At 39.3% G+C, this 13,081-nt stretch carries 13 protein-coding genes; 12 read left to right on the top strand and 1 reads right to left on the bottom strand.

Going from position 1 to position 13,081, the window contains the following annotated elements:
• The first annotated feature begins 7 nt into the window (after positions 1–7).
• Together ACBP55_RS22995 and ACBP55_RS22990 are read left to right on the top strand one after the other, a co-directional pair.
• Positions 8–373: a DUF4180 domain-containing protein gene (locus tag ACBP55_RS22995; RefSeq protein ID WP_464645223.1), complete on the top strand. Its 366-nt coding sequence runs from the start codon at positions 8–10 to the stop codon at positions 371–373.
• A gap of 26 nt (positions 374–399) precedes the next feature.
• Positions 400–1,080 carry a formylglycine-generating enzyme family protein gene (locus ACBP55_RS22990; protein WP_464645221.1) on the top strand — a complete coding sequence of 227 codons (681 nt, stop codon included), beginning with the start codon at positions 400–402 and terminating at the stop codon, positions 1,078–1,080.
• Positions 1,081–1,187: 107 nt separating this feature from the next.
• On the opposite strand, the gene ACBP55_RS22985 is transcribed toward ACBP55_RS22990, so the two are convergent.
• On the bottom strand, positions 1,188–1,733 hold the full coding sequence (locus ACBP55_RS22985; RefSeq protein WP_464645219.1) for a helix-turn-helix domain-containing protein: 546 nt from the start codon (positions 1,731–1,733) through the stop codon (positions 1,188–1,190).
• 191 nt (positions 1,734–1,924) lie between these two features.
• Between ACBP55_RS22985 and ACBP55_RS22980 the strand changes: the two genes are divergently transcribed.
• The 10 genes from ACBP55_RS22980 to ACBP55_RS22935 all read left to right on the top strand — a co-directional run bounded on the left by ACBP55_RS22980 (position 1,925) and on the right by ACBP55_RS22935 (position 13,027).
• Positions 1,925–2,164: a PLD nuclease N-terminal domain-containing protein gene (locus ACBP55_RS22980; RefSeq protein WP_464645217.1), complete on the top strand. Its 240-nt coding sequence runs from the start codon at positions 1,925–1,927 to the stop codon at positions 2,162–2,164.
• Positions 2,161–3,066 carry an ABC transporter ATP-binding protein gene (locus ACBP55_RS22975; protein WP_464645215.1) on the top strand — a complete coding sequence of 302 codons (906 nt, stop codon included), beginning with the start codon at positions 2,161–2,163 and terminating at the stop codon, positions 3,064–3,066. Before ACBP55_RS22980 ends, ACBP55_RS22975 begins: the two co-directional genes overlap by 4 nt.
• Positions 3,063–3,851, top strand: a complete 789-nt coding sequence (locus tag ACBP55_RS22970) for an ABC transporter permease (protein WP_464645213.1) — start codon at positions 3,063–3,065, stop codon at positions 3,849–3,851. Before ACBP55_RS22975 ends, ACBP55_RS22970 begins: the two co-directional genes overlap by 4 nt.
• Positions 3,852–4,166: 315 nt before the next feature.
• Positions 4,167–5,927 carry a sensor histidine kinase gene (locus ACBP55_RS22965; protein WP_464645212.1) on the top strand — a complete coding sequence of 587 codons (1,761 nt, stop codon included), beginning with the start codon at positions 4,167–4,169 and terminating at the stop codon, positions 5,925–5,927.
• A 19-nt stretch (positions 5,928–5,946) separates the two neighbouring features.
• Positions 5,947–7,521 carry a response regulator gene (locus ACBP55_RS22960; RefSeq protein ID WP_464645210.1) on the top strand — a complete coding sequence of 525 codons (1,575 nt, stop codon included), beginning with the start codon at positions 5,947–5,949 and terminating at the stop codon, positions 7,519–7,521.
• A gap of 174 nt (positions 7,522–7,695) precedes the next feature.
• On the top strand, positions 7,696–8,616 hold the full coding sequence (locus ACBP55_RS22955; RefSeq protein ID WP_464645208.1) for an ABC transporter permease: 921 nt from the start codon (positions 7,696–7,698) through the stop codon (positions 8,614–8,616).
• Positions 8,617–8,713: 97 nt separating this feature from the next.
• Entirely contained in the window at positions 8,714–9,562 is an 849-nt protein-coding gene (locus tag ACBP55_RS22950; protein WP_464653386.1) for a carbohydrate ABC transporter permease, read from the top strand.
• A 57-nt stretch (positions 9,563–9,619) separates the two neighbouring features.
• Positions 9,620–11,173: an ABC transporter substrate-binding protein gene (locus ACBP55_RS22945; RefSeq protein ID WP_464645206.1), complete on the top strand. Its 1,554-nt coding sequence runs from the start codon at positions 9,620–9,622 to the stop codon at positions 11,171–11,173.
• Positions 11,174–11,204: 31 nt separating this feature from the next.
• On the top strand, positions 11,205–12,128 hold the full coding sequence (locus tag ACBP55_RS22940; protein WP_464645204.1) for a dihydrodipicolinate synthase family protein: 924 nt from the start codon (positions 11,205–11,207) through the stop codon (positions 12,126–12,128).
• Positions 12,129–12,133: 5 nt separating this feature from the next.
• Positions 12,134–13,027: a helix-turn-helix domain-containing protein gene (locus ACBP55_RS22935; RefSeq protein ID WP_464645202.1), complete on the top strand. Its 894-nt coding sequence runs from the start codon at positions 12,134–12,136 to the stop codon at positions 13,025–13,027.
• Positions 13,028–13,081 lie beyond the last annotated feature (54 nt).

The raw sequence follows: 13,081 nt of genomic DNA, 5'->3' as shown, positions 1-13,081 counted from the left end.
GACGAATATGAAAATAAATACAACCAAAAAGAACGATATAGAAATTGCCATCGTTGAAAGCAACGAAATATTGATAACCGATGTTCAGTCGGCGTTAGATCTAATGGCAACCGTACGATATGAAGCAGACTGTGATCGTATAATTATAAATCGATCGGCATTAAGTGAGGATTTTTTCGATTTAAAAACACGGCTTGCGGGTGAAATATTACAAAAATTTATGAATTATCGAGTGAAAGTTGCCATAGTTGGTGATTTTTCTGTATTTTCAAGTGAGAGTTTGAAAGATTTCATCTATGAGTGTAACAAAGGAAAAGATATTTTTTTCTTGTCAAATGAAGAAGAAGCTATTGATAAATTGAGTAAAGCTTAACACAGATAGACTAGGAGGAAGATGGGGTGTCAAATGAATTACAGCGTCTTGTTGATTATCCGCTAGTAAAAATTCCTGGTGGAGAGATCGATTTAAGGGACGATCGAACAACATCGAAATGGAAGGTTGACATACAACCGTTTCTTCTTGCTCGGTACCCTGTCACTAAGGAACTTTATTATGCCATTTCACAAAAATCATCTATTTCAAATGACGGAGATCAAAATCCGGTTGTGAATATCTCATGGAATGATGCGATTTCTTTTTGTAATCTACTTTCTCAGAAAGCTGGTTTAAAGGAATGTTATTCTATAAGTCATGATGGTGAAACTATCCTCTGTGATTGGGAATCCGATGGCTATCGCCTCCCTTCCGAAGCGGAATGGCAGTACGCATGTAAAGCAGGAACTACAGGATATAGATACGGAGAACTTGATAAGATTGGCTGGTATAACGAAAATTCGGCTGGCACGACCCATGAAGTAGGAACAAAGGAACCGAATGCATGGGGGCTATATGATATGCTGGGGAATGTTTGGGAGTGGTGTTGGGATGTATACGATCAGAACGTATACGGTTCTTACAGAATTTTTCGCGGCGGCAGCTGGGCTGAAGAGGCCAGGGGCTGCGGGGCTTCTTGTCGTCGTCGCAGTCACCCGACATTTGCGATTGATGACCTTGGATTTCGAGTTGCCAGGTCTATATAAGTTATCAAGCTCTCATAATCAAAACTTATGTCAATAGACATGGGTTTTTTATTTTGTTGTAAGGCATGATAATCGCTGAGAAATCACCATATTTTGAATTTTCTGTTTTAGGATTCTGGAATAATAGTAAAGGCAATAGTTCGAATTGGTGCATCCAGATCATTAATTTCGTTAGTCGTGTTGTAGTATTTTATGATTAGGTCGTTTAATTCATTTTGAAACTTTATAAAATTTTCATCGTCAAGCTTTAATTCTACAAGTGAAAAAGTAGAACCATCATCTGAGCAATCTCGTTCTTCTAATTTGCTAAGATAATTTTGATATTGAGTCATAAGCGATAATTGGTAATGCGAAATGTAATTCAGCTTTTCCTTATTAGAAGACTTTTTCCACTCATCTGCACTAAGTCGGGCTTCTTCTTCATTTAAAGTGTAGTATTTTTCGGAAATGGATCTCACTTTTTTTTCTTTCATAATACGGATAACTCCAGCATCTAACAGAACTTGTATATGTCTATATAGAGTAGCCTGAGGCACATCTTTAATGATTTTTACCATTTCAAGTGAAGACAGTCCATTTTCTTTGTTTCTCATTAAAGCTTGAGAAATCTTCATTCTTACTGGGTGCAGGATAATTTCAGCTTTATTAACCATCTTTTTCTCTCCAATCATAAAAAGATCTCGTTATTATCTATAATGATAATATTATCATTGTAAATAACAATAAGAATTAAAACAATATTCGTTAAAGAAAAAAATAAGTGTAACATTTTACGTTCCTATGTTATCATTATCGATAATGATAACATAATGTTTTTAACATAGACTTAAGGGGAGTGGTTATTTTGCAAATACATTACGGGTGGAACGAATTAAAAGATATTGATTTCATGTCTGTGTTGCCGGTTATTTTACCGGTCTTAGCTGTAGGGATGATTTTGATCCTAATAGCATTAATGGATTTATACAAGCATAGAAAAACGAGGAAAAATGTTTTGCTGTGGAGTCTCGTTATTATTTTTCTAAACACGTTTGGTCCGATTCTATACTTTGTTATTGGCAGAAAGGACCGTGAAAGAACATGAAATTAGAAGTTAAAAATGTTACTAAAACATTTAAAGAAAAAACGGCAGTAAATAACTTTTCAATGGTTCTGCAATCTGGAGAATGTGTGGGATTGATAGGGCCGAATGGGGCTGGTAAATCGACACTCATCAAAGTTATTTCAGATATTATTAATCCTACAAGGGGAGAAATATTGCTTAACGGGAACAAAATTTCGCAAATGAAAAAGGAAATTGGCTATTTACCACAGTACCCTAACTTTTATCATTGGATGACTGCACAAGAAACTCTTGCTTTCATGGGGGAACTATCAGGATTAAGTAAAGAAGAATTAACAAAGGCTATCCCAGAAATATTATCGAAAGTTGGGTTAAGTGGAGAAGAGAATTCAAAAGTTGGCACATTTTCAGGTGGAATGAAACAGAGGCTTGGCATTGCACAGGCGTTATTACACAAACCATCATTGATTGTAATGGATGAGCCGGTATCGGCATTAGACCCAATTGGTCGAAGAGAAGTACTGAATCTAATCGAGGAAATCAAGAGAGAGACGACGATTTTATTGTCAACGCATATATTATGTGATGCAGAAGAAATATGTGAAAGATTTATTATCATCAAAAATGGTCAAAAAATTGAAGATACAACTATCTCCGACTTGTTAAACAGTAATAGCCAAAATAAAATAATTTTTGAAGTTACGTCTATCGATCGAGAATGGATGGAAGTTTTGAAGAATTTGAACTATGTAAAAGATGTAGAGGCAGTAGGAAATAAAATAAAAATACAAGTTGAAAATATAAGCTTGAATAAGAATAAGTTACTAAGAAGTGCTCTGGAACATCAGGTTAACCTCGTAAAGTTTGAAATTAATAACGATACCTTAGAAGAGATATTCATGAAGTTGGTGGTGGAAAAATGAATAACTTTAATGTGCTAATGAAAAAAGAATTTGTTCAAATGGTACGTGAATTTAAAATCATTTGGCTGCCTCTAGTATTTATATTTTTAGGAGTAACTCAACCAGTTGTTAGTCATTACTTACCCTCCATATTAAAATCACTCGGAGGAGCACAAGGTATTACAATTGATCCTAATATGGCTGCTCAGCAAGGTGGGGAAGTACTCGCAAGTACTTTAGCTGCTCAATTTGATCAGTTGGGGGTTATCATTATTGGCATTTCGATGATGGGGGTCTTACAGACAGATAAAGTCAATGGTATGCTGGCTTTTATTCTTACAAGACCGGTTAAGGTTGTATCGTACATAGGTGGGAAAATAATTGCCAATTACATATTTGTTGCTTGTTCAGTAGCGTTAGGTTACTTGATTTCGTATGTGTATGTTAATTTGTTGTTTACAAATGTTAATTTTGTGGACGCGATAATCGCTTCGTTGTTCTATTTGTTATGGGTTCTGTTTATGGTATCCTTCACTACGATGATAAGTACTATTTTTAATAGCCAAGGTATTATTGCATTAATTTCAATTGTATTCCTACTGGGCTGTAGAATTGTACTTGGTTTGAGTGCTCTTACAGATTTTATGAATCCAGCAAGTATGAGTAAACAAGCAATGGAAGTTTTAATTACAGGGGCAGTCAACCCCAACGTAATATGGAATGTTTTAGTGGTACTTATATGGATTGTACTAGCAATTGTTGTAACGGTCTTTTGGATTTCTAGTAAAAGATTTAATAATCAATAATTGTGTTAGTGAACCTATAGGTGATTCGTTCGATGATACGTAATAGACCAGAGAGAGGGTAGTTCATACGACTAGCACTCGTTGGGTTTTCCGTTCGTCCAATGTCGTTTTTGGCACCAAGCTTCTTTCCACGAGTAAGTAAGACGCTTTCTTTTCATTCGAATGTCGTATGAATATTTCGTTTGTGGTGGTATGTATAGCTGCGTAAATTGCGGCTTTTTTTGTATTTCATCAAGCAATCTGTTGCTTCAATTCATCATAAGCTTGTTGTAGAATGGTAATGGAAAGATCTTGATAAAGAAAGGTAAATACAAGGTGAAACAATTTGATAAATTGATGCCTAGCAAGCTGTATATCCCTTTTACATACAAGATGATGATTCCTTATCTTATTCTCGTCTTGTTGACAGATGTGTTGATCGGTTATATTTCGTACACGATGCTCATTCAATCGAGAACCGAAATGGCAGAAACCAATATTCGATCTGCCCTGAAACAAACGAGGAACAACATGAAATACCAATTGGATGAAATCCAGCGAATGTCCGATACTTTGTTCAGTAGTCTATCATTCCAGGATGCCATTCAGAAAAGAGGAGAACCGCTAGATGTTATGCTTGCAATGAGGGATGCAATTATTCCACAAATGAAAGCGCCGCTGCTTTTATTTGGGAACAATATCCGGCTGGTGCTCTATACAGAGAACGAAGAGATGTTTGAAGTTCCTGGTGATAATATGGCGACTCCGATCAATAGGCGGGATTATTACGTGGTTTCTTCAAAACGTATAGAAAACAGCGAATGGTTTAAGTCGATCATATCGTCAAACAAAGATAACTTATGGCTTCAGGTAGATTCAGATCGGGAATTGGATCATATTTCGCATTTTCGTAAACTTGTTACATCTAGTGGCAATTCAACTGTTATTGGTTATATACGTGCCATAGCTCGATTTGATGATCTTCTGGGTAACTTCGATACCTTTCCGATTGAAGAAGGATTCAGCCAACGTCTGATTAATGTGATTTCAGGGGAGACGATGTATAAACGAGGGACTGCGGATGAACGTGTAAACGAAGGATCAAATCTAATTTTAAAGGAAACGATTCCTGGGACAAGCTATGTGATAGAAACTTTGGTTCCCTATGCTTATCTGAACAAAGATGCCAGTAGGATGCAAAAAGTGATAAGCACCGTTTGTTTGATAAGCTTCTTGGTCATGGCTATTATCGGGCTTATTGTTGCTCGTCTTTCCGGCAAGAGGATGAAAAGAATTTTGAGTTTGGTTAGATCGTTTCAAGAAGGCAATTTACATAAGCGGATTGGTTTTTCCGGAAACGATGAATTTGTGCATATTGCCGATTCTTTCAATAGGATGGCAACAAGCATTCAAGAGCTTATTAAAAATGTATATGTGCAGGGTATTCAGAAAAAACAGGCAGAGTTGGATGCGCTCCAAGCCCAAATTAATCCGCATTTTCTGTATAATACGCTCTCAACCATCGGGAGTCTGGCGAATTTAGGAGAAACTCAGAAGGTAACAGACATGGTTAAGGGCTTAGCCAAGTTTTACAGACTAACATTAAATGAAGGAAACGTTTATATTTCACTTGGGAAAGAACTGGAGCAGGTGGAAACCTATCTGGAGATTCAGCGAGTTAAATATGCGGATAACTTTACGGTTTATATGGATATTGAGCCGGAGATTAAAGACATCCAAGTGATTAAATTAATTATGCAGCCTTTTGTAGAAAATATTTTTAAGCATGCCTGGTTTGGGGAAACGATAGCCATCCGTATAACAGGAAAACGATTAGAGGATAGCATTGAGTTGAAAATCATTGATAATGGGATTGGAATGAAGCCTGAAACGTTGAGTAGAATGTTATCCAATCATCATCAGTCTAATGGGTATGGACTGAAAAATGTGGATGAGCGAATAAAGCTAAAGTACGGTAGCGATTTCGGTATCTATATTGGCAGCATATATGGAGCGGGAACAACGGTACAAATGATTCTTCCGATAGAGAACGCAGAGATGCGCGAAGATGAAGAAACTCTCTTGTCGGGAAAGTAACACGGAAGGAGAATCAGATATGAATATTAACATCTTGTTGGTGGATGACGAAGCGATTGATTTAGAATGGTTGAGACGTAGGATAGCGGGCAGTGATCTTAATTCCTTGCATGTTATCGCGACGGCTAGGAACGGATTCAAGGCTTTGGAAGTCATGGAGCAGGAGCGAATTGATATTATTCTCTCGGATATTCGCATGCCGATTATGTCGGGAATGGAATTTGCACGAAAAGCGAAGGCAATCAATCCGCTTGTCCATCTCATCTTTATTAGCGGGTATCAAGATTTCAGCTATGCGAAAGAGGCCATTCAGTTACAAGCTTCCGGTTATCTGCTTAAACCTGTAGATGACAATGAGTTGAACGAATTGCTGGCCGAGCTCTGTTTGAAGATTGAGAAGGAACGGAAGGAGGATCTTTCTTTATCTGAAACCTTAACGCTTGTCAATCAGGAGCTGCTGCTTCGTTGGTTTAATGAAATTACACCGGGTCAAGTCGAGGCGCACATATACCGTTTTCTAGCTCCGTTATTACAGAGGGGATCTGCCGTTGCGATCATAGAGATCGATGATTTGCCATGGAAGATCAACAAAATGACGGAAGAAGAAAGGCGTTTGTTAACGGTTACAATTACGAATTTTATCCGTAAATTCGCCGAAGAGAATGATTTGGGAAGTGTGATTACGAGCTATGACTATCACTTTGTTCTCGTATCCACAGTAAAAGAGGAATATTTTACAGTATTCCTTGAAGAGCTGATTCAAGTATTCAGCAGGGCATTTCCGTTTACCCTGACGATTGGAATTGGGATGTACACAACGTTGATTGATAAACTGCATGAATCCTACCGGCAAGCACAAGCTGCTCTGAGCATCAAATGGATATTGGGCAAAAATCGCTTAATCCGTGATGCTTCTGAATGGTCCCCTAAAGAAGCGATGGCTTCTAATCTTGAAGAGATCGTTGAACGTATGCTGCGATCGATGCTGGAATATGATTTGGTGACGATTGATGATTGTTTACTAGAGTTATTTAAGGGAGACGAGCCGTTTTCCCACAAAAACGACGTCTATGATCTCATTATTCGGATTACCTCGAAGCTGCATGCGGATTTACAACAAATGAACGAAAATTTATATGAGATACTGAAGTGGGACTCCCATCAACCTCATATTCTTTTCCAATTCGAAACGGTACACGATATTCTTTCCTGGTTAAGAAGAAGGTTTTTTGAATTATCCGAGCTGTTATACTTAAAAAAACAAAGACAAAAGCGAAAACTAATCGATGAAATTACGCAATATGTGGTAAAAAGGCTGGGGCAGAAAATAACGTTAAACGAAGTTGCCGCTCATTTTGATTTTACCCCGAATTATCTCGGTCATCTGTTCAAAACCGAAACGAATATTCTGTTTAGTGATTTTCTGATTGAATTGCGAATGAAACGCATCTGTGAGCTGCTTTTAGACCCCACTATGAAAATTTATGAAATTGCGGAGCGTGTCGGATATAAAAATATGGTTTATTTCAACAGACTATTCAAACAATCTATGGGAATGTCACCAGGGGAATATCGGAAAAAACATAAGGTTTAGAAAGCTGATGAACGAATGAATGAATAACTCGGGTCGAACGTGGACTCGAGTTATTTTTTTATACAGTTTTCAACTGAATCGTTGAATTAGTATTGGTTTTAGTTGTTTCTCTTAATGATGTCGCGGACGTTTACTCTTTATAATAATCATAGAGAGAGAGAAAGGAGTGTACAGATGAATCGAAGCGGATTCTGGAACGATGTTGTCAAATATAGAGTCATACTGGTGATGCTGGCACCGGCTGTACTATTTTATCTGCTTTTTGCTTATGTGCCGATGGTAGGGATTATACTTGCTTTCAAACATTTTGATTATGCAGGCGGCGTCTTCGGGAGTCCTTGGAATGGGCTGGATAACATTCGTTTCTTCTTTGAATCTGGGGATGCATGGAGGGTTACAAGGAATACAGCGTTATATAATATCGCGTTTATAGTCGTGAATAATTCTCTGCAAATTATTGCAGCAATCCTGCTGTTTGAGGTCGGGGGCATGTGGTTCCGCAAAATAACACAATCCGTCTTGTTTCTCCCTTATTTCATTTCCTGGGTTGTGGTAGGCTCGATTGCGTATAATTTATTGAATTATAACATTGGAACCCTCAATGTATTCCTTAAAGGAATAGGTATAGAACCAATCGACATCTATAACACGCCTTCATATTGGCCCATTATACTTGTCATCGTCTCGGCTTGGAAATCACTAGGGTATGGAACTGTGATGTATCTGGCTGCCATAACAAGCATTGATACCGAAATGTATGAAGCTGCTGAGATCGATGGGGCCAATATTTTCCAACGTGTTATGAAGGTGACTATTCCCAATCTTTATCCGACAGTCATCATACTTGTGCTGCTGGCAGTAGGTAATATTTTCCGTGGCGACTTCGGGTTGTTCTATAACATGGTAGGCAATAACGGCGTTTTGTTCTCTTCAACGGATGTCATCGATACCTATGTCTTCAGGTCACTGATCACCACGAATGAAATCGGAATGTCGGCTGCAGCAGGTGTTTATCAATCCGTACTTGGGTTTGTTACAATCATGCTGGTTAACTATGCTGTTCGTAAACATGACAAAGACCGTGCTCTATTCTGAAGATGGAGGTAATAAAGTGAGTTCACCTGAGATTAGCTTCAATAAGACTAAAACCAAAGCTGCAGGAAACCAATTAGACCGTCAACTATTTGCTGCCATCGGTTATGTTTCACTGGCTGTTCTCGCGATCCTTTGCATATTTCCTTTTATTCTGATCGTTTCATCCTCATTGACCGAGGAAAGCGTAATCGCAATAGAGGGGTTTAAGCTATTTCCTACAGCTTTCTCTAGGGAAGCTTACAGCATTCTGTTTGAGTATCCCGACCAAATGATAAGAGCTTATGCGGTAACCATAACGGTTACCTTGCTCGGCACGCTATCGGGTTTGTTTCTGACATCGATGACCGCCTATTGTCTTTCAAGAAAAGATTTCAAATGGCGCAATCCATTTTCATTCTTCTTTTTCTTTACTACATTGTTTAACGGCGGACTTGTCCCTTGGTATTTACTACTCGTAAATTATCTCCATTTGAAAGATACAATGCTTGCCTTAATTATTCCTTCGCTGCTAAACGTCTTTTTTATCATTGTGATGAAATCCTTTATGAGCAGCATACCCGAAGCGATCACAGAATCGGCGAAAATAGATGGTGCAGGCGACTTTCTTATTTTCATACGTCTGATCATTCCGCTCTCCAAACCGGCACTCGCCACCATTGGTTTGTTTATTGCACTTGGCTATTGGAATGATTGGTATCATGCCTTGCTCTTCGTATCCGATCAAAAATTGATGCCGCTGCAATATTATTTATATAAAATACTAGGCAATATGGATGGCATGAGAAAGGCAATGATGGAGTCAGGAGCCGTTGTTACAACGAGTCTTCCAACTGAAAGCTTAAAGATGGCGATGACGATTGTTGCAAGCGGTCCAATTCTGATTGCCTACCCATTCATTCAGAAATACTTTGTTCAAGGCTTGACGATTGGCGCTGTGAAAGGATGATCCTAGGGAAACCTGGTTTATCGATATTTTTTACGATTATAAGGGGGAATATTAGTTATGCAAAAGAAGAGTAAACTGGTTTTATTGGCATTTATTTTATCATCGGTCATGACTCTAAATGCTTGTGGAAGCAGCAATAAGGGAGCTTCGGAAAGCACGAAACCGGCAGATAGTGCGAAGCCCACTATAAAAGACGGAAAATTGGATACCTCCAAAGAAGTTAAGTTGAAGATCATTTTCCTTGGACCTAAACCAGTAGATTATGACTTAGTTTTCACTGAAATCAACAAAAAGCTAAAGGAGAAAATCAACGCGACTATTGAAGCAGAGTTTCTGGATTGGTCCGATTGGCAGCAAAAATATCCGTTGAAATTAGCCGCCAATGAAGATTTTGACTTAATCTATTCTGCAAACTGGGCTGGCTATAGCGATCAGGCATTAAAGGGTGGATTCCTGGAATTGACGGATGACTTGCTATCCACTAATATGCCTATGACTTGGAAAGCAATGTCGAAGGTGAGTTGGGATCAAGCAAAAGCAAATGGCAAGTTATATATGGTTCCTGCGAATAAAGGTGGATTCATTGAAAAACTCATTTTATACCGGGAAGATTTGCGTAAGAAATATAGCTTGCCTGAAATTAATAGCCCTGAAACCTTGGCTACTTATCTAAAGGCAGTTGCCAAAAATGAAAAAGGCATGGTTCCTTTTACGCCAGAAACAGGGGATTGGAAATTACACAATTTGGATCTCGCATTGCTTAAGCAAAAGAATGACTGGAATATGCTGAATGCCGATCTTCCTTTAGGTTTCAAATTAAAGGACGAAAAAGGACAAATATTTAACGTTTACGAAACGCCGGAGTTCAAGGATTTATTAGGTTATTACAAAGATCTCGCGGATAATAATGCATGGTCGAAAAATGTTTTAAACAGTAAAAATGACTATATGCAGGACTTTAAAGAAGGAAAAACGGCAGCTGTCACACAAAATTTGGACACACTTGGAGCAAAGATGGCTGAAATGCGCAGGGACAAACCAGAATTTGAAGTGGCCATAGCGGATATCACCCCGAATAGTAAGAAATCAGTATCTGTTGCTACGCAAAACGGAACGTCGGTCCATGCGACTTCCAAAAATCCGGAACGTGCATTGATGTTTATTGATCTTATGCAAAACAATAGAGAACTTCACGATCTGATGATGAGCGGTATTGCAGGTACACATTATGAGCCTGTAGGTGATGATAAATTTAAATCGACCAGTAAAAATGCGAACTATACGGGTTTCTCTAAATGGAGTTTTGACTCTTCGTTAAACCGGGTTAATGTGTCTTTTCCGCAAGAAGCCACTGATTTGGCGAAAGTTTGGCAAGGGAAAGTGTTTCACTATCCGCTTGAAACGTTTGTATTTAACAATTCCAATGTGAAAACCGAGGTTGCTAATGTCAGTAATGTGATGCTTCGGTATGCGGTTCCTCTCGAATACGGTGTAATCAAAGATATCGACAAGGGCTTAACTGATCTAAATAAACAGATGAAAGCCGCTGGTATCGACAAAATTCAAAAGGAAATGCAAACCCAAATCGATGCGTTCCTTGCAAAAAAATAATTTCATAAAAGTGAAAGCGAGCTGATTAAAAATGAATCTTCAAAACGGCGTTTATCCAACAATGGTTACCCCTTTTAAGGAAAACAAAGAGATTGATTACGCTGGATTAGAGCAGTATGTGGAATGGCTTCTTGGTCAGGGTGTTCAGGGCCTGTTCGCCGTATGCCAGTCGAGTGAAATGTTCTTTCTATCCTTGGAGGAACGCGTGCAGTTAGCAAAGTTTGTGACGGAGAAAGCCGAGGGACGTGTCCAAGTGGTTGCATCAGGTCACGTATCTTATGCGATTGCGGATCAAGTGGAAGAGATTAAACGGATCTCGTCCGTAGGCATCGATGCTTTTGTATTGGTAAGCAACCGTTTGGCTGGCGCTGATGAGTCAGAGGATGTTTGGAGACGAAATGCGGAAATTATTTTATCCGCAGTGCCTGATGTCGCTTTTGGTGTTTACGAATGCCCGTACCCTTATAAGCGATTGCTGTCTCCCAAACTGTTGAAGTGGTGTGCGGAAACGGGACGGTTTCTTTTTCTGAAAGATACCTGTTGTGATCCGGAGCAGCTGGGTGCCAAACTGAACGCCGTGCGAGGCACCCGGTTAAAGCTGTTTAACGCCAATGCGGCCACGCTGCTGAAATCGCTGGAAGGGGGGGCATCCGGGTATAGCGGTGTTATGGCCAACTTCCATCCCGATTTGTACGTTCGCTTAGTTCAGTTGCAGCAGAGCCGTCCTGAAGAAGCAGCCTGCCTGCAGCAATTCCTAGGATTGGCATCCGCCGTCGAACGTCAGCCTTATCCGCTGAATGCCAAGTACTATTTGCGTTTAGAAGGCTTGCCCATTGGTCTGCAAGGACGTTCCGGCGGTTCCGGCACTCTGACCGCTTCAACGATGCTGGAGATCGAGCAGCTTAGAGGGATGGAGAAGCAGATCCGTACGATGATGAATGCTTTAGGAGGGTGAAATTCATGTATCCAATCTCAAAAGACAGCTTTAAAAAGTTGTATGAGTTGGATCTGAGTATTCGGAGCGGTCATGCCAATATTAAAATCTTTTGGTTCAGGATCAAAGAATATACGGAAAGATTTATCGTCAAACGCCATTCGCATACCGCTACAGAAATACATTTCATCGCCAAGGGAAGCTGCAGGTTCCTGTTCGATCATACGAGACATCTGATAAAAGAGGGGGAAGCGATCGTTATCGCTCCCCATGTTTCGCACGCTCAGCAAAATGTCGACGGACAGGACTTAGTAAAGTTTGTATTGTGTTTTGATATTGAAATCATCGACGAAGACGATGAGTTTTCATTCCTATCAGCCCAATTTACAAATGCGCCTCCAGTCCCTTTTGCCGTTGACGAAAAGACCAGCCGTTTATTTTTTGATTCGCTCGAGGAAGCCACGCAAAGAAAAGACGGATTTATGACGGCGATTAAAAGCTTTCTCTTAACGGTGCTGGTTAACCTCGCAAGACAAATGCCTTCAGCTCCCAAGTCACCTTACCGGTTAAAAATAAGAAAAAATATAAACGATTATAGAATGGACTTGATTCATGAACATTTGAATAATAGAAGATTCGACAAGGTTACAGTAGCCGATATTTCCAAGCTCATGGGATTAAGTGAAAAACAGCTGAATCGAATCGTCAAGGAATGTTATGATATGACACCCAATAAATTAATTGCCCAATCCAAAATGCAATTCGCTAAAGGTTTGCTGGAAGATACGGAAATGACGATTCAAGAGATTTCGGAAAAAATGGGATTTTCGAACGAATACTACTTTAGTCGATTTTTTAAAAGGGAAGAAGGCATGCCTCCGGGACTGTACAGGTCGAGCGTGAAAGATACCCGCATTTGACTAAGCAGATGATGAAGGCTCCTTGTGTCCCAAAAGGATAAAAGGAAGTCCTAT

It is taken from the genome of Paenibacillus sp. WG02, assembly GCF_055396115.1.
Note: the sequence above shows the minus strand (reverse complement) of the source record. Positions and strands in the feature narration are given on the sequence as shown.